Raw genomic sequence first — 21,790 nt, 5'->3', positions numbered from 1 at the left:
CGCGGGGCATGATCGGTCATGCCCTTTTTTTGCGTCGATTCATTCCTGAATGGAGGTAATTTAAGCGGGATGGCGCGTTTATCGGCTGAATGGATTCGAATAGAGTGCGATCCATTCCATCCACTCACTCAGGAATCCGTCATGAACGCCAATCGCCTGAACGATTTCGCCGCGACGCTGCTGCGCGTCGCCCTCGGCGTGCTGTACCTCGCGCACGTCGCACAGAAAGTATTCGTCTTCACGCTGCCGGGCACCGCGCAGTTTTTCACGTCGATCGGCCTGCCGGGCTGGCTCGCGTACCTGACCACGTTCGTCGAACTGGCGGGCGGCCTCGCGCTGCTCGCGGGGTTCCGCGTGCGCATCGCCGCGCTGGTGCTGCTGCCGTTCATGCTCGGCGCGGTCGCCGCGCATCTGCCGAACGGCTGGGGCTTCTCGTCGCCGCACGGCGGCTGGGAATATCCGGCGTTCTGGGCCGTCACGCTGGCCGTGCAGGCCCTGCTGGGCGGCGGCGCGTTCGCGCTCGGCGCGCGGGAGGCCGCGGTCCAGCGCGCGTGACGTGAAGGAAAGCAGACGAAAGGGGCACAGGTTCGGTGCGACCGGTTCCGGTGACCCCCCGTTTGCCGATATCATCGCTCCCTGTATCCGCAATCGAGCGGCGCCTGCCATGCGGCCGGCGCCGCGCGGCTTTTTCGGGGGAATTCATGACGGTCATCGTGGTGGCGAATCCGAAGGGCGGCGTGGGCAAGAGCACGCTGTCCACCAATCTAGCCGGCTATTTCGCGGCGCAGGGCGCATGGGTCGCGCTGGCCGACCTGGACCGGCAGCAGTCCGCGCATGCGTGGCTCGACCTGCGGCCGGCCGGCTTGCCGGCGATCGAGGCGTGGGCGCTCGATCCGGAGGCGCCGTCGAAGCCGCCGCGCGGCCTCGAATACGCGGTGATCGATACGCCGGCCGGCCTGCACGGCACGCGGCTCAACGTCGCGCTGCAACTGGCCGACAAGGTGATCGTGCCGCTGCAGCCGTCGATGTTCGATATTCTCGCGACCCAGCAGTTTCTGGAACGCCTTGCCGGCGAGAAGGCCGTGCGCAAGGGCAGCGTCGAGGTCGGGATCGTCGGGATGCGGGTCGACGCGCGCACGCGCTCGTCCGACCAGCTGCACCGGTTCGTCGAAGGGCTCGGCCTGCCGGTGCTCGGCTACGTGCGCGACACGCAGAACTACGTGCAGATCGCCGCGCACGGCCTGACGCTGTGGGATGTCGCGAAAAGCCGCGTCGAGAAGGATCTCGAACAGTGGCGGCCGATCGTCGAATGGGCCGAGCGCCGCGCGCCGAAGGCCGAGAAGGCCGTCAAGGCCGCGTCCTGAACGCCCGGCCGTCCGGCCGGCGCGACATCCAATGAGAAGGGCCGGATCCCGTCGCGTACGGTGTCCGGCCCTTCGGTCGCAGGCGGCATCGCTGCACCGCATGCCGCGGCATGCGGGCGTGCCCCGCTCAGGTCACGTCCAGTTCTGCGTCGGCACGTGATCGCGGTGGCCCTTGATCTTGTTGCCTTCGTCGATGAACACGAGCTTCGGCTTCCAGCCGGCCTGCAGTTCCGCTTCGTCAACCATCGCGAATGCCGCGATGATCACGAGGTCGCCGAGCTGCGCGCGGCGTGCGGCCGAGCCGTTCAGCGAGATCATCCCGCTGCCGCGCTCGCCCTTGATCGCGTAGGTCGAGAAGCGCTCGCCGTTGTTGATGTTCCAGATGTCGATCCGTTCGTTTTCGATGAGGCCCGCCGCTTCGAGCAGGTCTTCGTCGATCGCGCACGAACCTTCGTAGTGCAGTTCGCAGTGCGTGACCGCCGCACGGTGGATCTTCGATTTGAGCATGTGGCGCTGCATGGTGTCTCCGTGATGCGTCGTGAGAGGCGCGGCGGGCCGCGCGTCAGATTTCCAGGTTGTCGATGAGGCGCGTCGCGCCGAGCTTCGCGGCCGCGAGCACGACGAGCGGTTCGCCGGCTTCGAGTTCGGCTGCGCTCGGGGCGATCAGGTTCGCGCGGCGGCGGATCGCGATGTAGTCGGGCACCCAGCCGCGTTCGGCCAGGTGCGCGTGCGCATGCTGCTCGAGCTTGCCGAGATCGCGTTCGCCGCCGAGCACGCTGTCGCGCACGCGCTGCAGCGTTTTCGCCAGTTCGGGCGCTTCGTTGCGCTCGTCGGTCGTCAGGTAGCGGTTGCGCGACGACAGCGCGAGGCCGTCGTCGTCGCGCACGGTTTCGGCGGCGATGATGTCGACCGGCAGCGCGAGCTGCTGGCACATCCGGCGCACGATCATCAACTGCTGGTAGTCCTTCTTGCCGAACACGGCGACGCGCGGCTGCACGCAGGACATCAGCTTCGTGACGACCGTGCACACGCCGGCGAAGAAGCCGGGCCGGAACTCGCCCTCGAGGATCCCGCCGAGATCGTCCGGCGGCAGCACGCGGTATTCCTGCGGCTCAGGGTACATGTCGCGCTCGGTCGGCGCGAACAGCACGTACACGTTTTCCTGCTGCAGCTTCTCGATATCGTCCTGGAGCGTGCGCGGGTACTTGTCGAAATCCTCGTTCGGGCCGAATTGCAGCCGGTTGACGAAGATGCTCGCCACGACCGGGTCGCCGTGCTGGCGCGCGAGGCGCATCAGCGACAGGTGCCCTTCGTGCAGGTTGCCCATCGTCGGCACGAACGCCGTGCGGTTCTGTCCGCGCAGCTGGTCGCGCAGTTCCTGGATCGAGCTGATGACTTTCATGATCGGGTAGCGGGTTCCTCGCGCAGGCGCGCGTTGACGCCGCGGCAGCGGCATCGGGGTCGAAGCGGAGAACGCCGGCGCGCGGGCGGCGCATCGGGTGTCGGCGGATTGTAGAGGATTTGGCCGCGCGACGCATCGATAAAAGAACGATCGTTCACTTTATAGTGGGACGTGCCGGATACCCGCCGGACGGCCATTCGCCGCGGCGAAGCGTCGAGCGTCGGGATACACCGGGGAACGGGGAGCGGCGGGGCGGCCCTTACGCGGGCAGGTAAGCGAGACGCACGTAGATCGGCGCGAACGGTTCGGCCTGCGTGATCTCGAGCAGCGATTCGCGCGCGAGTTCGAGCATCGCGATGAAGTTCACGACGACGACCGGCACGCCGCGCGACGTGTCGAACAGCTCGGCGAATTCCATGAAGCGCGCGTTCTGCAGCCGGCGCAGGATCAGGCTCATGTGTTCGCGCACCGACAGCTCCTCGCGGGAGATCTTGTGGTGCTGGACGAGCTTCGCGCGCTTGAGCACGTCGGCCCACGCGGCGCGCAGGTCGTCCGAATTCACGTCGGGAAAGCGCGGCGTGACGCTCTGCTCGATGTAGACCTCGGCGCGCAGGAAATCGCGGCCAAGCTGCGGCAACTGGTCGAGCCGCTGCGCGGCGAGCTTCATCTGCTCGTACTCGAGCAGCCGGCGCACGAGTTCGGCGCGCGGATCCTCGGCTTCCTCGCCGGTGTCGGCCTTCTTGACCGGCAGCAGCATCCGCGACTTGATCTCGATCAGCATCGCGGCCATCAGCAGGTACTCGGCCGCGAGCTCGAGGTTCGACGTGCGGATCTGGTCGACGTAGCCCAGATATTGCGCGGTGACCTGCGCCATCGGGATGTCGAGCACGTTGAAGTTCTGCTTGCGGATCAGGTACAGCAGCAGGTCGAGCGGGCCTTCGAACGTCTCGAGGAACACCTCGAGCGCGTCGGGCGGGATGTACAGATCCTGCGGCAGCTTGAACAGCGGCTCGCCGTACAGGCGAGCGAACGCCGCGACACCGTCGACCGTGTCGGGCGTCGAATCGGCGCCCGCGGGCGCGGCGATCGCGTCGTCCTGCCGGGCGGCGCTGGCCTCGTCGGCGGCGCTCACGTCGTCAGAAGTTCTGGTAGTAGACGTACGACGTTTGCTTCACGCGCGATTCCTGCTGCTCGGCGCGCTCTTCGAGATCGATCGGCTGCTTGTCCCACAGCAGGGAACGGCCCTTGCGTTGCTCTTCCTCGAGCGTCGGCTTCTGCTGCTTGAGCTGGTTCAGGAACTGCGTGACGTCGGACTGGTACGGCATGGCTGGATCTTCCGTTTCGGGCGGCGCACGATGCGCCGGATTCTCGATGGCGGGATTTTACCGCATCGCGGGGAACAGCCGGCGCCAATCGAGCGTCGAATCCGCGGGCCGGCGCTGGCGGACGTCGTGCGGTGGCCCTGCCGCGGCCTTGGCACTCTTTCACAATCGTTTGGCCGTGACGTCGGCGCCCTGTGGTCAAATACAGGGTTTTCCACGAAACCGTAACACTCCAGGACGGCGAGGTCATATTTGGCGGGGCAGTCGAACCAGCAAGCACACACGGCGCATCACGCGGGCCGGCGCGCGGCACGCGATCGCGCCGACGCCGCGGCCTGCGTCGCGCGGGCGGCCCTCGCGGGTTGCCTGGCCGCGTGCTTCGCGCTGCCGGCCCACGCGAAGTACGACGTCGACATCGACGCGCCGCGCTCGATCCGCAAGCTCCTGAAGACGCATCTCGACATCGCCCGCTTCGCGAAGCGCGACGACATCAGCGACGACCAGTTCGACTTCCTCGTGACCGCCACGCCGCAGCAGGTGCGCGACCTGGCCGCGACGGCCGGCTATTTCTCGCCGGTCGTGCGCACCGACGTGCGCACCCGCGACGGCAAGCGCGACGTGCGCATCGCGGTCGATCCGGGCAAGCAGACCGTCGTGTCGACGGTCGACCTGACGTTCAAGGGGCCGGTGGAAACCGAGGATCCGAAGCAGGAGACCGCGACGCGGTTCGCGTTCTCGATGAAGCCGGGCGACCCGTTCACGCAGTCCGACTGGGACGACGCGAAGGGTGCGGCGCTCCGGCAACTGCAGTCGCGCCGCTATCTCGGCGCGAAGATCGCGTCGTCCGAGGCGCGCATCGATCCGCGCACGCAGCGCGCGACGCTCGCGGTCGCGTTCGACAGCGGTCCGACGTTCACGATCGGCAAGGTCGACGTCGACGGCGTGCGCCGTTATCCGGAAAGGATCGTCACGAACGTCAATCCGCTGTCGGAAGGCGAGATCTACGACGTGCGGCGGATCACCGAACTGCAGCGGCAGCTGCAGAACACGCCGTACTACGCGAGCGTCGCGATCGACGTCGGCGACGATACGTCGAAACCCGATCGCACGCCCGTGCACGTGAAGGTCAGCGAGTTTCCGTACAACAATATCCGCGGCGGCGTCGGCTTCGCGACCGACACCGGGCCGCACGTGCAGGGTTCCTATACGTATCTCGACACGTTCGGCGCCGCGTGGCCGCTGACCGTGTCGGGCCGGGTCGACCAGATCCAGCAGTACGGGCAGGTCCAGCTGTCGATGCCGCCGGGCGAGAAGGGCTGGACCAACAGCGTGCTCGCGTCGTACACGAACACCAACGTGTCGGATACGCGCATCTACAGCGCGCGGATCGGCGCGCAGCGCACGCGCACCGGCCAGTTCATCGACTATGCGTATTCGCTGATGTACTACCAGGACCGGCTCGACCAGAACGGCGCGGGGCCGACCACGAGCCGCGCGCTGGTGCCGCAGTGGGCGTGGACCCGCCGCAACGTCGACGATCCGCTGTTTCCGCGCTCGGGCAACCTGATTCACGCGGAGGCCGGCTTCGCGGTCAAGCACGTGCTGGCCGACGAAACCTTCATCCGCGGCTACGCGCGCGGGCAGCAGTATTTGCCGATCGGCAAGCGCGACCTGTTCGTGTTCCGCGCGGAGCTCGGCGGCGTGTTCACGAGCGGCAGTTCGACCGGCGTGCCGGCGTCGCTGCTGTTCCGCGCCGGCGGCTCGAATTCGGTGCGCGGTTACGGCTACCAGAGCATCGGCAACAGCGTCGACGGCTCCGTCTTGCCGACCAAGTACCTGATGACGGGGACGGCCGAATACCAGCACTGGTTCAACCGCGACTGGGGCGCCGCGACGTTCTTCGACATCGGCACCGCGACCGATGCGTGGGGCGAGCGCGTGTTCTACCCGGGCGTGGGCGTCGGTGCGCGCTGGCGCAGCCCGGTCGGCCCGATCAACGTCGACGTCGCGTACGGGTTGCGCAACCACAGCGTGCGCCCGTACCTGACGCTCGGCATCGCTTTCTGAACCTGCCGCCCTATTGACGACGACCGCACGACGAACCGCATGACGAAGGACCCGAACGACACGCCGCCGCCTCACGATCCGGATTCGCCCGACGGCGCGCCCGGCACGCCGCCGCGCGTGCCGCGCCGCGGCCGCGCGTGGCGGGTCGTCGCGTGGACGCTCGCGACGGTCGTGCTGCTCGTCGTGCTGGTGGCGGGGCTCGTGCTGGGCGCGGTGACGACCGAGCGCGGCACGCGGCTCGCGTGGCAGGTAGCCAGCAAGGTGCTGGGCACGCGGCTCGCGGGCACGCTCGAAGGCGGCTCGCTCGCGACCGGCGTGCGCTTGCGCGGGTTCGCATGGACCAGCCCCGACGGCACCGGCACCGAGGTCCGCATCGACCGGCTCGACGGCCGCTGGGCACTGACGCGCGCGCCGTGGCGGCTGTCTGTCGCCTATCTGCGCGCCGGCACGATCGACGTGCGGATCGTGCCGGGGCCGTCGACGCCGAGTACGACGCCGCAGAATCTGAGCCTGCCGCTGCAGGTGCGGATCGACGACCTGCGCGTCGCTCGCCTCGCCATTCACGAAGGCACGTCGACGACGCAGCTCGACCATCTCGCGCTGAACGGCCGCAGCGACGGCCGCCACCATGAACTCGTGCTCGACGGCGTCGATACGCCGTACGGCGCGCTGACCGCGCGCGCGAAGCTCGACGGCGTGAAGCCGTTCGCGCTGACGGGCGACGCCACCTACGTGGGCAAACTCGCCGATGAACCGGTCAACGCGAGCGCGAACGTGTCGGGGTCGCTCGAAGCGCTCGTCGCCGACGTCTCCGCGAGCGGGATGAAGCTGAACGGGCGCGCGCACGTCGAGGCCGCGCCGTTCGGCACGGTGCCGCTCACGCGTGCGTCGCTCGCGTTCGACCACGTGAACCCGCAGGCGCTGTCGCCCGGCGCGCCTGCGGCCGATCTCGCGGTGCGCGCGGAACTCGCGCCGGTGAGCGCGCCGGCCGGCGCGGCGCCCGCGAAGGGCTTCGCGGTGACGGGCCCGGTGTCGATCGTCAACGCGAAACCCGGCACGCTCGGCGACCATCTGCTGCCGGTGATCGACGCGCACGCGAGCGTGCATCTCGACGCGCACGCGCAGCGCATCGACGGTCTCGCGCTGAAACTGATCCGCGACGGCAGCATGACCGGCGGCGGCACGCTCGCGGGCGGCAAGGGCCGCTTCGACCTGAAGGTCGCGAACCTCGACCTGAACGCGTTCGTCGCCGAGCTGCGGCCGATGCGCCTCGGCGGCCCGCTCGGCGTCACGCTCGCGGGCGACGTGACGACCGTCGATTTCAACCTGAACGACCCGAAGCTCGCGCTCGGCGCGCGGGCCAAGGTCGCGCTGACGCAGCAGCAGACCGTGCTGACCGATACGCGCGTGACTGCGGGCAAGGGCCGCATCGACCTGACGGGCGTGTTCCGCCACGACGCGCATTCGACCTATGACGCGAAGGCGACACTGACCGCGTTCGATCCGCTGCTGCTCGCCGCGATGAGCGCGCCGAAGGCGGGCGGCAAGGCGCCTGCGAAAGCGGCCAAGGCGCCGGCCAAGCGCGGCGAGACGCGCGTGTCCGGCACGCTGACCGCGTCGGGCGCGTTCGCGCCGCAGGTATCGACGAAGGCGACCTTCAAGCTCGCCGACAGCCTGTACGACGGCGTGCCGCTGACCGGCGCCGGCGTCGTGCAGCTCGCCGGCTCACGAATTCTGCCGAGCAACGCGAACCTGTCGATCGCCGGCAACCACGTCGACCTGCGCGGCAGCTTCGGCGCACCCGGCGACCGGCTGCGCTTCGTCGTCGACGCGCCGCAGCTCGACCGGCTCGGCTTCGGCGTCGAAGGGCTCGTGCAGGCGCAGGGCGACCTGACCGGCAGCTTCGCGCATCCGAACGTGACGGCCACCTACAAGGCCGAGCACGTCGTCGTCGGTTCGAACCGGATCGGCACCGCCCAGGGCCGCGCGGACATCCGCGACGGCGCGCACGGCGCGCTCGTGTTCACGGCCGACGCGGCCGACATCGCGCTCGGCTCGTTCAAGCTGAAGTCGTTGCGCGCGAACCTCGACGGCACGCGCGCGAAGCACACGCTCGACGCGTCGGCGCTCGGAATGGCCGGCGGCCGCGTGATCGACCTGACGCTGGCGGCGAACGGCGGCGTGGTCGAGAACCGCGACGGCATGCGCTGGGACGGCACCGTCACGCGGCTCGCGAATCGCGGCACGCCGGCGCTCGCGCTGCAGGCGCCGCTGACGATATCGGCCGGCGCCGGCCGCGTGACGCTCGGCGCGACGCGGCTCACGCTCGAAGGCGCGGCGATCGACCTGAAATCGTTCGTATTCGATCGCGGCCAGATGCGCTCGGCCGGTTCGGTGACCGGCGCATCGGTCGCGCGTTTCCTCGAGGTTCGCCAGGTGCTGACCGGCCAGCGGCCGCCGATGCGCACCGACGTCGTGCTCGATGCCGACTGGGATTTCTCGCTCGGCGCGAACGCGACGGGCTACGTGCAGGTGAAGCGTCGTGGCGGCGACGTGACGATCGAGACCGGGCGCGGCATCGCGTCGCTCGGCCTGACCGACCTGTCCGCCCGCGCGAGCTTCGCGCCCGGCAACCGGCTCAACGTGACCGGGCTCGCGAAGGCGAGCCGGATCGGCACGCTGGACGCGAACGTCACGGTGCCGTTCGCGCTGCGCGACGGCGTGTTCGGCATCGTCGACGACGGTCCGCTGTCGGGCCGCATCGATGCCGACATCCCGGCGCTGAAGACCACCGGCAACCTGTTCGGCCCGAGCTACCTGCTCGGCGGACGCGCGGCGCTGAAGCTGACGGTGTCCGGCACGCCGGTGAAACCGAACTTGTCGGGGACGCTGACGGGCGACGAGCTGTCCGCGACGTTGATCGACCAGGGCGTCCAGTTGAAGGACGGCATCGTGCGCGTGAAGCTGTCGGACAACCTCGTCGAATTCCAGCAGGTCGAGTTTCACGGCGGCGACGGCACGCTGCGCGCGCTCGGCCGCGTGCGCCTCGACGGCGAGGCGCCGGACCTGACCGCGAGCATCGTCGCGGACAAGCTCGAACTGTTCGCGGCGCCGGATCGCAAGCTGTCGCTGTCGGGCAAGGCCACCGTCGCGAACGACGGGCCGCGCGGCGCGCTGGCGATCGACGGCAAGTTCGTCGTCGATCGCGCGCTGTTCGACCTGCCCGAGCAATCGGCGCCGCATCTGTCGGACGACGTCGTGATCGTGCAGCCGGACGGCACGGTGCGCGGCGAGACGCCCACCGGCACCGCGGCCGAGAAGCCGAAGCCGGTCGAGAACAAGCCGGCGCCGTCGCTGGCGCCGCGCGCGAACATCGACGTCGGGCTCGGCAACAACTTCCGCTTCAAGGGCCACGGTGCGGATCTCGGGCTGCGCGGCACGATCACCGTGATGAGCGCGCCGGGCGTGCCGCTGCGCGCGATCGGCAACGTGCGCGTGACCGAGGGCTCGACGTACACGACGTTCGGCCGCAAGCTCGCGGTCGAGAACGGCTTCTTCACGTTCAACGGCCCGGTGGCGAACCCCGGCGTCAACATCCTCGCGATGCGGCGCAACCAGGAGGTCGAGGCCGGCGTGCAGGTGACGGGGACGATCCAGTCGCCGACGGTCAAGCTCGTGTCGGAGCCGAACGTGACGGACAACGAAAAGCTGTCGTGGCTGCTGTTCGGGCACGGCACCGACCAGGGCAACAACGTCGGTCAGCAGGGGGCGATGACGGCGGCGCTCGGGCTGCTCGGCAGCGTGACCGGCAAGCGGGTCGCGCAGACCTTCGGTCTCGACGAGGTGTCGGTCGGCCGCAGCGAAGTCGGACTGACCGATCCGCAGGTCGTGCTGGTGTCGAAGGCGATCAACGAGCGGTTCGTGCTCGGCTTCGAGCAGGGGCTGCAATCGGCGAGCAACGCGTTCAAGGCGACGATCAACCTGACGCGCTTCTGGTCGGTGTCCGCGTACGGTGGCACGTTCCAGGGCGTCGACTTGAACTACACGCGGCGCTTCGACCGGTGGTTCGGGCAGCGGTGACGGAGGGCCGGCGTACCGGACAGCGATAAAAAAGCCCCGCGCGATTCAAACCGTGCGGGGCTTTTTTGCGCCAGCAGCAGCGCGTTTCGCTTACTTCACGCGCATGCCCGGCTTCGCGCCGCTATGCGGCTCGAGGATGTAGAGGCCCGGTTCCGCCTTCTCGTCGGTGGCCGACGCGGCGAGCACCATCCCTTCGGACAGGCCGAACTTCATCTTGCGCGGCGCGAGGTTCGCGACCATCACCGTCAGCTTGCCGACGAGCTGCTCGGGCTGGTACGCGGACTTGATGCCCGAGAACACGTTGCGGGTCTTTTCCTCGCCGACGTCGAGCGTGAGCTGCAGCAGCTTGTCCGAGCCCTCGACGGCCTGGCACGCGACGATCTTCGCGATGCGCAGGTCGATCTTCGCGAAATCGTCGATCGAGATCGGTGCATCGTCGGCGCCGTTCGCGGCGGCCGGCTTCGCGTTCGCCTTCGCGTTGTTTTTCGCATCCTTCGCGGCGTTCGCGCTCGCGGCGGCCGCACCCGTTGCCTCGGCCTGCAGCGAATCGCGGTTCGCGGCGAGCAGCGCTTCGAGCTGCTTCGCGTCGACACGCGTCATCAGGTGCTGGTACGCCTTGATCGGCTGCGCCGACGACAGCGGCTTTGCGGCATCGGCCCACGCGAGCGGCGCGATCCCGAAGAACGCCTCGACCGCTTCGGCGACGCGCGGCAGCACCGGCTTCAGCGCGAGCGACAGCAGGCGGAACGCCTCGAGGCTCACGCTGCAGGTTTCGTGCAGCGCGACCGCGTTGGCTGGATCCTTCGCGAGATCCCACGGTTTCGCGCCGTCGACGTACGCGTTCACTTCGTCAGCGAGCTCCATCGTGTGGCGCAGCGCGCGGCCGTATTCGCGTGCTTCGTAGCTCGCGGCGATTTGCGGAATCGCATCGCGCAGCTTCGCGACGAGCGGATGATTCATCGCGCTGTCCTGCACGCGGCCGTCGAAGCGCTTGATCAGGAAGCCGGCTGCGCGGCTCGCGATGTTCACGTACTTGCCGACGAGATCGCTGTTCACGCGCGCCTGGAAGTCGTCGAGGTTCAGGTCGATGTCTTCCATCGTCGCGTTCAGCTTCGCCGCGAAGTAGTAGCGCAGCCACTCGGGGTTCAGGCCCGTGTCGATGTAGCTCTGCGCGGTGATGAACGTACCGCGCGACTTCGACATCTTCGCGCCGTCGACGGTCAGGAAGCCGTGCGCGAACACGTTGGTCGGCGTGCGATGGCCCGAGAACTCGAGCATCGCGGGCCAGAACAGCGTGTGGAAGTACAGGATGTCCTTGCCGATGAAGTGATACTGCTCGGCCGTCGAGCCCGGGCGGATCCACGCGTCGAAATCGATGCCGTTACGGTCGCACAGGTTCTTGAAGCTCGCGTAGTAGCCGACCGGCGCGTCGAGCCACACGTAGAAATACTTGCCGGGCGCGCCCGGGATCTCGAAGCCGAAGTACGGCGCGTCGCGCGAGATGTCCCAGTCGGCGAGCTTGGCTTCGCCGGCGTCGCCGAGCCATTCGCGCATCTTGTTGGTCGCTTCGGGCTGCGCGAGGCCGCTCACCCATTCGCGCAGGAACGATTCGCAACGCGGGTCGGACAGGCGGAAGAAGTAGTGCTTCGAGGTCTTGCGCACCGGCGTCGCGCCCGACACGACCGAATACGGGTTCAGCAGTTCGGTCGGCAGGTACGTCGAGCCGCACACTTCGCAGCTGTCGCCGTACTGGTCCTTCGCGTGGCACTTCGGGCACTCGCCCTTGATGAAGCGGTCCGGCAGGAACATTTCCTTGACCGGATCGTAGGCCTGCTCGATTTCGCGTTCGGCGATCAGGCCGGCTTCCTGCAGCGCGAGATAGATCTTCTCGCTCAGCACGCGGTTCTCGTCCGAATCGGTCGAGTAGAAGTTGTCGAACGACACGCCGAAGCTGTCGAAGTCGCGCTTGTGCTCGGTCCACACGCGGTCGATCAGCTGCTTCGGCGTCACGCCTTCCTTCTCCGCGCGCAGCATGACCGGCGTGCCGTGCGTATCGTCGGCGCCGATGTAGTAGACCTCATGGCCATGCATTCGCAGCGTCCGCACCCAGATGTCGGTCTGGATGTACTCGACCAGGTGGCCGATGTGGATCTGCCCGTTGGCATAGGGCAGTGCGGACGTAACGAGGATCTGGCGGCTGCCTTGCGGCGCCGCAGCCTGCACGGAGGTGAGGTCGGATGCGGACATAGTGTCTGGAGAAGAACAGCGGGAAAAACGACGGGAAACCGCGATTCTAGCAGGGGCGCGGGCCAGCGCGGCGGGCGGGCGCCGGAACGGGCGCCGGAACGGGCAGGGGCGCCCGCGCGGCGTGCCGGGGGGGTGTTGTGCTGCAGCGCAACACGAATTCTGCGGGCAAAAAAAACCGGGGCGGATACGGCCCCGGAGCAACAACGACAAGAGGAGAATGGTGACGCGCCGGCAACACCAGCCGCGTACCGTAAATACTGACCACGGCCTGCGACAGAAGTTCGAAAATTTTTTCGATTTGTTACCGGCCCCGCCCAACGCCTTGTCAGGCGGGGCTGTGCGGGCGCGGCGCCCGCACATTTCCTCTCGTGGTCGCGCTTATTGATGCTGTTGCGGCGCGCGCAGGTAGATCTCGACGCGGCGGTTCTGCGCGCGGCCGGCTTCGGTCGCGTTGTCCGCGATCGGGTTCGACGGGCCCATGCCTTGCGCGGACAGACGGCCGCCGTTCACGCCGCGCTGCACGAGCGCGTTCACGACGCTTTGCGCGCGATTCTGCGACAGCGTCTGGTTCAGCTGCGCCGAGCCCGTGCTGTCCGTGTAGCCGACGATCGACGCCGTCACTTGCGGGTTCTGGTTCAGCGTGGTCGCCAGGTCGTTCAGCAGCGGCGTGAACGCCGGCGTGATCGCGTACTGGTTCGTCGCGAACGTGACCGAGCTCGGCACGTTCAGCTTCAGCGAGCCGTCCGGCTGCTCGGTGACCTGCGTGCCCGTCTGCGCTGCCGAAGGCGCGAGCTTGTTCTTGATCGCTTGCCAGTTGTAACCCGTCACGCCGCCGACCAGTGCGCCGACGCCCGCGCCGATCGCCGCGCCCTTGCCGCCACCGGCCAGTGCACCGATGCCCGCGCCCAGCGCCGCACCCGTGCCGGTACCGACGGCCGTGTTGTTACCTTGCTGCGTGGCGCAGCCTGCCAGCAGCGCGCCGGCGAGTGCGAAGACGGACAGGCGAGTCGCGATTTTCATGTTCATCTTGGATTCCTCTCTTGGTTGAACGAGTCGACAACGACGACAAACAACAGTGATGGCTCCCTGCGCGGGCCGTCCGAAAAAGGAAGGCCGGCCGGCGCTCGCGGCAGCCGCCGAGGCGCTCGCATGCCCTGTCCGTCAGCGTGGCTGTTCGGGCAGTGCGACGCGTCAGCCTCTACAATATAGGCGGTGAGTGGCCGATTTGGCCCTATAGCATGCCGCACGCGAAGAGTGCGCCGGGTCGCGCGTTCGCGCAATGGCGTGCAACAGATTCTTTCACTTTTCCCGAATTTCGCCGCGGAATTTGATATTTTTTGACGTTTTGCGCGCGAGAAAAACGTTTTCACGGAGTTTCGATGAGCATTGACCGGGCCCAAGTCGACGCCGCGCTGGCGGCAGTCGTCGACCCCAATACCGGCCGCCCGTACGCGGCGAACAAGGGCGTGCGCAACGTCGCGATCGACGGCGATGTCGTGGCGCTCGACGTGGTGCTCGGTTATCCGGCGCGCAGCCAGCACGACGACGTGCGCGCGCGCGTCGCCGCAGCGCTCCAGGCCGTGCCGGGCGTGCGCGACGCGCGCGTCGCCGTGTCGCAGGAGATCGTCGCGCATACGGTACAGCGCGGCGTGAAGCTGTTGCCGAATGTGAAGAACATCGTCGCGGTCGCGTCGGGCAAGGGCGGGGTCGGGAAGAGCACGACGGCCGTCAATCTCGCGCTCGCGCTCGCCGCGGAAGGCGCGTCGGTCGGCATTCTCGACGCCGACATCTACGGCCCGTCGCTGCCGACGATGCTCGGCATCCACGGCCAGCGCCCCGAGTCGCCGGACAACCAGTCGATGAACCCGCTGGTCGGCCACGGGCTGCAGGCGAACTCGATCGGCTTCCTGATCGAGGAAGACAACCCGATGGTGTGGCGCGGCCCGATGGCCACGTCCGCGCTCGAGCAGCTGCTGCGCCAGACCAACTGGCGCGAGCTCGACTACCTGATCGTCGACATGCCGCCGGGCACGGGCGACATCCAGCTCACGCTCGCGCAGCGCGTGCCCGTCACCGGCGCGGTGATCGTCACGACGCCGCAGGACATCGCGCTGCTGGACGCGAAGAAGGGGCTGAAGATGTTCGAGAAGGTCGGGATCCCGATCCTCGGCATCGTCGAGAACATGAGCATCCACGTCTGCTCGAACTGCGGCCACGAGGAGCACATCTTCGGCGCCGGCGGGGCGGAGCGGATGGCGAAGGATTACGACGTGACCGTGCTCGGCAGCCTGCCGCTCGACATCGCGATCCGCGAGCGCGCCGACAGCGGCACGCCGACGGTCGCGGCCGATCCCGAAGGCGCGCTCGCGCGTCGTTACCGCGACATCGCGCGTGGGGTCGCGCTGGCGATTGCCGAGCGATCGCGCGACATGACGTCGAAGTTCCCGTCGATCGTTGTTCAAAATACGTAAAACCCTTGCGGGGCGGGGCCTCACGCTGTTTGCTGCGCCGCGAGGCGCGGTATCATGGCGACTTTTCCCGGGTCCCTTTACCCGCCCGGCGCGGCCGTCGTCTCGAACGGTCGCCAGCCGGCATGAGGATCGAATGAAACAACGACATCACGGCGTGCGCGCCGGCCGCGCGCGGCGCGCGCTGCTGGCCGCCGCCGCGCTGGGCCTGCTGGCCGGCTGTACCTCCTTTTCCTCGTCGCACGAAAAACGGGCCGACGCGCAACTGCAGCCGACGGTCGGCTCGCAGGCGCGTGGCGCGGTGACGTTCGTCGAGCGCCCGGACGGCGTGCAGGTCACCTACAACCTGGTCGGCCTGCCGCCGAACAGCGATCACGCGCTGCAGGTGCACGAACGCGGCGATTGCAACGCGGGCGACGGCTCGAGCGCCGGCCAGGTGTTCGCGCCGGCCGCCGACCGGTTGCGCGCGGGCGCGCGCGTCGCCGGCGATCTCGGCAACATCCACGCGGATGCGAACGGCGTCGCGGCCGGCTTCATCGTCGCGCCCGATCTGGCCCTCGATGGCGTGCGCTCGGCGATGAACCGCGCGGCGCTGGTGCACCGCGACGCGAGCGACCCCGCGTTTTCGCAGCATGGCGCGGGGCCTGCGCTGGCTTGCGGCGTGATCCGTTGACGGCCGCCGCGTGCGTGGGCCGATGATCGCGTAAAATGTCCGCCTTTCCCGGCCGCCGCCTCGCGCGAGCGGCCCTCCCTGATTGTCACGCAGCGTTTCCAGGCGCCCAGATATGAGCATCAAGTCCGACAAATGGATTCGGCGCATGGCCGAAGAGCACAAGATGATCGAGCCGTTCGTGCCCGATCAGGTCCGCGCGTCCGAGGACGGCCGCCGGATCGTCAGCTACGGCACGTCGAGCTACGGCTACGACATCCGCTGCGCGGACGAATTCAAGATCTTCACGAACATCAACTCGACGATCGTCGATCCGAAGAACTTCGACGAGGGTTCGTTTGTCGATTTCAAGGGCGATGTGTGCATCATCCCGCCGAATTCGTTCGCGCTGGCCCGCACCGTCGAATATTTCCGCATCCCGCGCACCGTGCTGACCGTCTGCCTCGGCAAGTCGACCTATGCGCGCTGCGGGATCATCGTCAACGTGACGCCGTTCGAACCCGAATGGGAAGGCTACGTCACGCTGGAATTCTCGAATACCACGCCGTTGCCCGCGAAGATCTACGCGAACGAAGGCGTCGCGCAGGTGCTCTTCTTCGAAAGCGACGAGGTGTGCGACGTGTCGTACGCCGATCGCGGCGGCAAGTATCAGGGGCAGCGCGGTGTCACGCTGCCGAAAACCTGATCTGGTTGCATAACGTCTCACCAGTTTCCGGGTGACCGCTGCGCGTGACGCGCCGCGGTCGTTCTTTTTGGAGAATCGCCCATGAAGTTTCGTTTCCCCGTCGTCATCATCGACGAAGATTTCCGCTCCGAGAACATCTCGGGCTCCGGCATCCGGGCGTTGGCCGAAGCGATCGAGAAGGAGGGCGTCGAAGTCCTCGGCCTCACGAGCTACGGCGATCTGACGTCGTTCGCGCAGCAATCGAGCCGCGCGTCGTGCTTCATCCTGTCGATCGACGACGACGAACTCATGCTCGGCGAAACCGGCCCGGACGGCGAGCTGCCGGAGCTCGCGACCGCGATCATCGAGCTGCGCGCGTTCGTCACCGAAGTGCGCCGCCGCAACGCGGACATCCCGATCTTCCTGTACGGCGAGACGCGCACGTCGCGCCATCTGCCGAACGACATCCTGCGCGAACTGCACGGCTTCATCCACATGTTCGAGGACACGCCGGAGTTCGTCGCGCGCCACATCATCCGCGAGGCGAAGGTCTATCTCGATTCGCTCGCGCCGCCGTTCTTCAAGGAACTGGTGAAGTACGCGGACGAAGGCTCGTACTCGTGGCACTGCCCCGGGCACTCGGGCGGCGTCGCGTTCCTGAAGAACCCGCTCGGCCAGATGTTCCACCAGTTCTTCGGCGAGAACATGCTGCGCGCGGACGTCTGCAACGCGGTGGACGAACTCGGTCAGCTGCTCGACCACACCGGCCCGGTCGCGGCGTCCGAGCGCAACGCGGCGCGCATCTTCAGCGCCGATCACCTGTTCTTCGTGACCAACGGCACGTCGACGTCGAACAAGATCGTCTGGCACGCGACGGTCGCACCGGGCGACATCGTGCTGGTCGACCGCAACTGCCACAAGTCGATCCTGCACGCGATCACGATGACGGGCGCGATCCCCGTGTTCCTCACGCCGACGCGCAACCATTTCGGCATCATCGGGCCGATCTCGCGCGACGAATTCAAGCCGGAGAACATCCGCCGGAAGATCGAGGCGAACCCGTTCGCGCGCGAGGCGCTGCGCCAGAACCCGGACATGAAGCCGCGGATCCTGACGATCACGCAGAGCACGTACGACGGCGTCGTCTACAACGTCGAGATGATCAAGGACCTGCTCGGCGACCTGCTCGACACGCTGCACTTCGACGAAGCGTGGCTGCCGCACGCGACGTTCCACGATTTCTACCGCGACATGCACGCGATCGGCGACGGCCGTCCGCGCACCGGCGCGCTCGTGTTCGCGACGCACTCGACGCACAAGCTGCTCGCGGGCATTTCGCAGGCGTCGCAGATCGTCGTGCAGGATTCGGAGAACCGCACCTTCGACAAGCACCGCTTCAACGAGGCGTACCTGATGCACACGTCGACGAGCCCGCAGTACGCGATCATCGCGTCGTGCGACGTCGCGGCCGCGATGATGGAGCCGCCGGGCGGCACCGCGCTCGTCGAGGAATCGATCGCCGAGGCGATCGACTTCCGCCGCGCGATGCGCAAGGTCGACGCCGAATACGGCGACGACTGGTTCTTCAGCGTGTGGGGGCCGGACAACCTGTCCGAGGAAGGTATCGGGTCGCGCGAAGACTGGATGCTGAAGCCGAACGACCACTGGCACGGCTTCGGCCCGCTCGCGGAAGGCTTCAACATGCTCGACCCGATCAAGGCGACGATCATCACGCCGGGGCTCGACGTCGACGGCGAGTTCGGCGAGACCGGCATTCCGGCCGCGATCGTCACGAAGTACCTGGCCGAGCACGGGATCATCGTCGAGAAGACCGGCCTGTACTCGTTCTTCATCATGTTCACGATCGGCATCACGAAGGGTCGCTGGAACTCGATGGTGACCGAGCTGCAGCAGTTCAAGGACGACTACGACAACAACCAGCCGCTGTGGCGCGTGCTGCCGGAATTCGTCGCGCAGCATCCGCGCTACGAGCGCGTCGGCCTGCGCGACCTGTGCACGCAAATCCACGACGTGTACCGCGCGAACGACATCGCCCGCCTGACGACGGAGATGTACCTGTCGGACATGGAACCGGCGATGAAGCCGTCGGACGCGTTCGCGAAGCTCGCGCACCGCAAGATCGACCGCGTGCCGCTCGACGAGCTCGAAGGCCGCGTGACGAGCATCCTGCTCACGCCGTACCCGCCGGGCATTCCGCTGCTGATCCCGGGCGAGCGCTTCAACAAGACGATCGTGAACTACCTGCGGTTCGCGCGCGACTTCAACGAACGCTTCCCGGGCTTCCACACCGACATCCACGGCCTCGTCGCGGAAGAGGTGAACGGCCGCGTCGAGTACTTCGTCGACTGCGTGCGCGACTGATGGCGGCGCACGGACGAATCCGGACGATGCGCGCGGCGCTGGCCGCGCTCGTCGTCTGGGCGGCAGGATTGGCGGCGCTCGCGGGCGCGAGTGTCGCCCATGCGGAAGTCGCGGCGGCCGACCCGATCGACGTCGCGATGCGGCAATGCCTCGCGCGGCGCGATCGGTCGTCGCCGGCCGGGCAGATCCAGTGCATGGGCGAAGCGCAGCAGCAGTGGCAGGCCGTGATGGACGGCGCGTACCAGCGCCTGTTGAAGGATGCGCCGGCCGACGCGAAGCGCGGCTGGCAGGACAGCCAGCGCCGCTGGCTCACGTGGCGCAAGGACGAAGTGCTGCTGCTGAAGGCCGTGTACGACACGACGCGCGGCACCGCGTATGCGATGTCGAGCGCCGACCTGCAGTTGCAGCCGGTGCGCGATCGCGCGCTGGCGCTGCGCGGCGCGGCCGATCGCTATGCGCCGCCGCCCGCCGCCGTGCCGGTCGCGGCGACGAGCGGTGCGCAGGGCGGTGCCGGTGGGGTCGCGCCGGCCGGCGCCAAGCCGGCGAATGCGCCGCGCGATCCGGCGATCCGCCGCGTGCGGCCGTGCGCGCAGGACGCCGCATGCGAACACGCGTTATTCGACTTGAACCGCTATTACCAGAAGCTGCACCGCAAGATGCCCGCGCATTCGGCCGCGACGCTCGTGCGCGCGCAGCGCGCGTGGGTGGCGTTCCGCGATGCGACGGCGCCGCTCGTCGGCGAGGACGGACGCGTCGACCTGATCGGCGCGCGCATCGCGACGATGAAGCGGCTGTCGGAGACGGCCGGCAATCGGTAAAGGCGCGCCGCTTTTGACTGCGGCGACATGATGAAACGGGCACCCTCGGGTGCCCGTTTTGCGTTGGAGCGGTGTATCGCCTACGCGGGCTGCGACATGCCCTGCAGCCCGAACCACGACGGCACGAGCGCGACCGCGTCGTCGAGCGACGCGAGCACGTGCAGGCTCAGCGCGACGATGTCGGGCGTCGGCGCTTTCAGGTCGGGCACGGTGACGACCGCGGCGCCGGCGCCGGCGGCCGACTGCGCGCCGAAGTCGCTGTCCTCGAACGCGACGCACGCGTGCGCCGGCACGCCGAGACGCTCGGCCGCGAGCCGGTAGACGGCCGGGTCGGGCTTGCCGCGCGCGACTTCGTCGCCGCCCGCGATCGCGCGGAAGAACGGCAGCACGCCGACCGCGTCGAGCCGCGCACGGATCACGTCGTGCGCGGACGACGACGCGACCGCGCACGGAATGCCGGCCTGCGCGAGCGTTTCGAGCAGCGCGAGCGCGCCCGACTTCAGCGGAAACTTCGGATGGGGTTCGGGTGCGGCGAGTTGCTCGCGCACGCGGATGCGCACCGCGTCGAACGTGTCGGCGTCGCCGATCAGCCGCGCGAGGATCACCTGGCCTTCGGCGAACGAGCGGCCGACGATCTGCAGGTAATCGATCTCGGTCAGCACGACGCCGTGCGCGTTCGACACGTCGATCCACGTGTTCATGATGGTCCGCTCGGAATCGACGAGCAGGCCGTCCATGTCGAAGAGCGCGGCGGAGAAGGTCATCGTGGGCGTCCGTGAAGCGGTGAAGCGGGGAAGCGACGGGCGGCGCAACGGCCGCCCGAATGAAAAACGGACGCCGAAGGCGTCCGTCCGGGACGGCGGGTCGTTACTTGCCGATCGCGGCGCGGGCAGCCTTGACGGCCGCGCGCACCTGGTCGGGCGCGGTGCCGCCCGGATGGTTGCGGCTCGCGACCGACCCTTCGAGCGTCAGGTAGCCGAACACGTCGTCGCCGATCAGGTGCGCAACGTTCGGCAGCTCCTGCTTCATTTCGTCGAGCGTCAGGTCGGCGAGGTCGATCCCGCGGTCGTCGCAAATCTTCACCGCGTGCGCGACGGCTTCGTGCGCGTCGCGGAACGGCAGGCCGCGCTTGACCAGGTAGTCGGCGAGGTCGGTGGCCGTCGAGAAGCCCTGCAGCGCGGCCGCGCGCATCGCATCCGGCTTCACGGTGATGCCGGCGACCATTTCCGCGAAGATCCGCAGCGTGTCGGCGACGGTGTCGACCGTGTCGAACAGCGGTTCCTTGTCTTCCTGGTTGTCCTTGTTGTACGCGAGCGGCTGGCCCTTCATCAGCGTGAGCAGCGCCATCAGATGGCCGTTCACGCGGCCGGTCTTGCCGCGCGCGAGTTCGGGCACGTCCGGGTTCTTCTTCTGCGGCATGATCGAGCTGCCGGTGCAGAAGCGGTCGGCGATGTCGATGAAGCCGACGCGCGGGCTCATCCACAGCACGAGTTCTTCGGAGAAGCGCGACACGTGCGTCATCACGAGCGCCGACGCTGCGGTGAATTCGATCGCGAAGTCGCGATCGGACACCGCGTCGAGCGAGTTCGCGCAGATGCCGTCGAAGCCGAGCGTTTTGGCCACTGCATGACGGTCGATCGGGTAGCTGGTGCCCGCGAGCGCGGCCGCGCCGAGCGGCAGGCGGTTCACGCGGGTGCGGCAGTCGCGCATGCGTTCCGCGTCGCGCGAGAACATCTCGACGTACGCGAGCAGGTGGTGGCCGAACGTGACCGGCTGCGCGACCTGCAGGTGCGTGAAGCCCGGCATGATCGTGTCGGCGTTCTGTTCCGCGAGGTCGATCAGCGCGCCGCGCAGGTCGTTCAGCAGGCCGCCGATGCGGTCGATCTCGCCGCGCAGCCACAGGCGGATGTCGGTCGCGACCTGGTCGTTGCGCGAGCGGCCCGTGTGCAGGCGCTTGCCGGCATCGCCGATCAGCGCGGTCAGGCGCGCCTCGATGTTCAGGTGGACGTCTTCCAGGTCGAGCTGCCATTCGAATTCGCCACGCTCGATCTCGCCTTTGATCTGCGCCATCCCGCGTTCGATCGCGGCCAGGTCGTCGGCGCTGATGATCTTCTGCGCGGCGAGCATGTTCGCGTGCGCGAGCGAGCCGGCGATGTCGACGAGCGCGAGGCGCTTGTCGAAAAACACCGACGACGTGTAGCGCTTGACCAGCTCCGACATCGGTTCCGAGAAGCGGGCCGACCAGGCCTCGCCCTTTTTGTGCAGTTGGGACGTCATGGCGATTCTTCGAAGGGGAGTTGGGCGGC

General features: G+C 68.0%; 17 protein-coding genes. 9 read left to right on the top strand and 8 right to left on the bottom strand.

What is annotated here, in order from left to right:
- Positions 1 to 141 precede the first annotated feature (141 nt).
- Together GJG85_RS12920 and GJG85_RS12915 are read left to right on the top strand one after the other, a co-directional pair.
- Positions 142 to 555 carry a DoxX family protein gene (locus GJG85_RS12920; RefSeq protein WP_124554773.1) on the top strand — a complete coding sequence of 138 codons (414 nt, stop codon included), beginning with the start codon at positions 142 to 144 and terminating at the stop codon, positions 553 to 555.
- 146 nt (positions 556 to 701) lie between these two features.
- On the top strand, positions 702 to 1,364 hold the full coding sequence (locus GJG85_RS12915; RefSeq protein ID WP_050012053.1) for a ParA family protein: 663 nt from the start codon (positions 702 to 704) through the stop codon (positions 1,362 to 1,364).
- A gap of 132 nt (positions 1,365 to 1,496) precedes the next feature.
- Here GJG85_RS12915 and panD read toward each other — a convergent pair whose 3' ends face one another.
- The 4 genes from panD to GJG85_RS12895 all read right to left on the bottom strand — a co-directional run bounded on the left by panD (position 1,497) and on the right by GJG85_RS12895 (position 4,091).
- Positions 1,497 to 1,883, bottom strand: a complete 387-nt coding sequence (panD, locus tag GJG85_RS12910) for an aspartate 1-decarboxylase (protein ID WP_006484038.1) — start codon at positions 1,881 to 1,883, stop codon at positions 1,497 to 1,499.
- Between the two features lie 43 nt (positions 1,884 to 1,926).
- A complete protein-coding gene (gene panC, locus GJG85_RS12905) occupies positions 1,927 to 2,766 on the bottom strand; it encodes a pantoate--beta-alanine ligase (RefSeq protein WP_089488927.1) in 840 nt (279 codons plus the stop codon).
- 259 nt (positions 2,767 to 3,025) lie between these two features.
- Entirely contained in the window at positions 3,026 to 3,898 is an 873-nt protein-coding gene (locus tag GJG85_RS12900; RefSeq protein WP_021164248.1) for a ScpA family protein, read from the bottom strand.
- Between the two features lie 4 nt (positions 3,899 to 3,902).
- Complete coding sequence (locus GJG85_RS12895; RefSeq protein ID WP_006478107.1) at positions 3,903 to 4,091, bottom strand: DUF3460 family protein; 189 nt, start codon at positions 4,089 to 4,091, stop codon at positions 3,903 to 3,905.
- A gap of 249 nt (positions 4,092 to 4,340) precedes the next feature.
- On the opposite strand from GJG85_RS12895, the gene GJG85_RS12890 reads away from it, so the two are divergent.
- Both GJG85_RS12890 and GJG85_RS12885 read left to right on the top strand, forming a co-directional pair.
- Positions 4,341 to 6,155 carry an autotransporter assembly complex family protein gene (locus GJG85_RS12890; protein WP_204383360.1) on the top strand — a complete coding sequence of 605 codons (1,815 nt, stop codon included), beginning with the start codon at positions 4,341 to 4,343 and terminating at the stop codon, positions 6,153 to 6,155.
- Positions 6,156 to 6,194: 39 nt separating this feature from the next.
- Positions 6,195 to 10,235 (top strand): translocation/assembly module TamB domain-containing protein, encoded by a 4,041-nt coding sequence (locus GJG85_RS12885; protein WP_204383359.1) that lies wholly within the window; start codon positions 6,195 to 6,197, stop codon positions 10,233 to 10,235.
- A 90-nt stretch (positions 10,236 to 10,325) separates the two neighbouring features.
- Here the strand turns inward: GJG85_RS12885 and metG are convergent, their stop codons facing one another.
- Both metG and GJG85_RS12875 read right to left on the bottom strand, forming a co-directional pair.
- The gene (gene metG, locus GJG85_RS12880; protein WP_050012049.1) at positions 10,326 to 12,482 is read right to left on the bottom strand and encodes a methionine--tRNA ligase; all 2,157 of its coding nucleotides are present in this window, start codon (positions 12,480 to 12,482) and stop codon (positions 10,326 to 10,328) included.
- A 378-nt stretch (positions 12,483 to 12,860) separates the two neighbouring features.
- Positions 12,861 to 13,508: an OmpA family protein gene (locus tag GJG85_RS12875; protein WP_050012048.1), complete on the bottom strand. Its 648-nt coding sequence runs from the start codon at positions 13,506 to 13,508 to the stop codon at positions 12,861 to 12,863.
- Between the two features lie 353 nt (positions 13,509 to 13,861).
- Between GJG85_RS12875 and apbC the strand changes: the two genes are divergently transcribed.
- The 5 genes from apbC (at position 13,862) to GJG85_RS12850 (ending at position 19,484) form a co-directional block, all read left to right on the top strand.
- A complete protein-coding gene (gene apbC, locus GJG85_RS12870) occupies positions 13,862 to 14,953 on the top strand; it encodes an iron-sulfur cluster carrier protein ApbC (protein ID WP_050012047.1) in 1,092 nt (363 codons plus the stop codon).
- Positions 14,954 to 15,086: 133 nt separating this feature from the next.
- A complete protein-coding gene (sodC, locus tag GJG85_RS12865) occupies positions 15,087 to 15,623 on the top strand; it encodes a superoxide dismutase [Cu-Zn] (protein ID WP_050012046.1) in 537 nt (178 codons plus the stop codon).
- Between the two features lie 112 nt (positions 15,624 to 15,735).
- Positions 15,736 to 16,305 (top strand): dCTP deaminase, encoded by a 570-nt coding sequence (dcd, locus tag GJG85_RS12860; RefSeq protein ID WP_006398615.1) that lies wholly within the window; start codon positions 15,736 to 15,738, stop codon positions 16,303 to 16,305.
- Between the two features lie 81 nt (positions 16,306 to 16,386).
- Entirely contained in the window at positions 16,387 to 18,666 is a 2,280-nt protein-coding gene (locus GJG85_RS12855; RefSeq protein ID WP_050012045.1) for an arginine/lysine/ornithine decarboxylase, read from the top strand.
- On the top strand, positions 18,666 to 19,484 hold the full coding sequence (locus GJG85_RS12850; protein WP_050012044.1) for a lysozyme inhibitor LprI family protein: 819 nt from the start codon (positions 18,666 to 18,668) through the stop codon (positions 19,482 to 19,484). The genes GJG85_RS12855 and GJG85_RS12850 overlap by 1 nt, the downstream gene beginning before the upstream one ends.
- 80 nt (positions 19,485 to 19,564) lie before the next feature.
- Here the strand turns inward: GJG85_RS12850 and GJG85_RS12845 are convergent, their stop codons facing one another.
- Both GJG85_RS12845 and argH read right to left on the bottom strand, forming a co-directional pair.
- Positions 19,565 to 20,248: an HAD family phosphatase gene (locus GJG85_RS12845; RefSeq protein ID WP_204383353.1), complete on the bottom strand. Its 684-nt coding sequence runs from the start codon at positions 20,246 to 20,248 to the stop codon at positions 19,565 to 19,567.
- A gap of 103 nt (positions 20,249 to 20,351) precedes the next feature.
- Complete coding sequence (gene argH / locus GJG85_RS12840; RefSeq protein WP_050012042.1) at positions 20,352 to 21,761, bottom strand: argininosuccinate lyase; 1,410 nt, start codon at positions 21,759 to 21,761, stop codon at positions 20,352 to 20,354.
- Positions 21,762 to 21,790 lie beyond the last annotated feature (29 nt).

The organism is Burkholderia sp. MS389, from assembly GCF_016899425.1.
Taxonomy (GTDB): Bacteria; Pseudomonadota; Gammaproteobacteria; order Burkholderiales; family Burkholderiaceae; genus Burkholderia; species Burkholderia sola.
Note: the sequence above shows the minus strand (reverse complement) of the source record. Positions and strands in the feature narration are given on the sequence as shown.

Excerpts from the sequence above, each read along its gene's own strand:
- metG (WP_050012049.1), bottom strand. The coding sequence starts at position 12,482 with ATGTCCGCATCCGACCTCACCTCCGTGCAGGCTGCGGCGCCGCAAGGC.
- apbC (WP_050012047.1), top strand. The coding sequence starts at position 13,862 with ATGAGCATTGACCGGGCCCAAGTCGACGCCGCGCTGGCGGCAGTCGTC.
- sodC (WP_050012046.1), top strand. The coding sequence starts at position 15,087 with ATGAAACAACGACATCACGGCGTGCGCGCCGGCCGCGCGCGGCGCGCG.
- GJG85_RS12895 (WP_006478107.1), bottom strand. The coding sequence starts at position 4,091 with ATGCCGTACCAGTCCGACGTCACGCAGTTCCTGAACCAGCTCAAGCAG.
- GJG85_RS12845 (WP_204383353.1), bottom strand. The coding sequence starts at position 20,248 with ATGACCTTCTCCGCCGCGCTCTTCGACATGGACGGCCTGCTCGTCGAT.
- argH (WP_050012042.1), bottom strand. The coding sequence starts at position 21,761 with ATGACGTCCCAACTGCACAAAAAGGGCGAGGCCTGGTCGGCCCGCTTC.
- GJG85_RS12885 (WP_204383359.1), top strand. The coding sequence starts at position 6,195 with ATGACGAAGGACCCGAACGACACGCCGCCGCCTCACGATCCGGATTCG.
- dcd (WP_006398615.1), top strand. The coding sequence starts at position 15,736 with ATGAGCATCAAGTCCGACAAATGGATTCGGCGCATGGCCGAAGAGCAC.
- panD (WP_006484038.1), bottom strand. The coding sequence starts at position 1,883 with ATGCAGCGCCACATGCTCAAATCGAAGATCCACCGTGCGGCGGTCACG.
- GJG85_RS12850 (WP_050012044.1), top strand. The coding sequence starts at position 18,666 with ATGGCGGCGCACGGACGAATCCGGACGATGCGCGCGGCGCTGGCCGCG.
- panC (WP_089488927.1), bottom strand. The coding sequence starts at position 2,766 with ATGAAAGTCATCAGCTCGATCCAGGAACTGCGCGACCAGCTGCGCGGA.
- GJG85_RS12855 (WP_050012045.1), top strand. The coding sequence starts at position 16,387 with ATGAAGTTTCGTTTCCCCGTCGTCATCATCGACGAAGATTTCCGCTCC.
- GJG85_RS12875 (WP_050012048.1), bottom strand. The coding sequence starts at position 13,508 with ATGAACATGAAAATCGCGACTCGCCTGTCCGTCTTCGCACTCGCCGGC.
- GJG85_RS12920 (WP_124554773.1), top strand. The coding sequence starts at position 142 with ATGAACGCCAATCGCCTGAACGATTTCGCCGCGACGCTGCTGCGCGTC.
- GJG85_RS12915 (WP_050012053.1), top strand. The coding sequence starts at position 702 with ATGACGGTCATCGTGGTGGCGAATCCGAAGGGCGGCGTGGGCAAGAGC.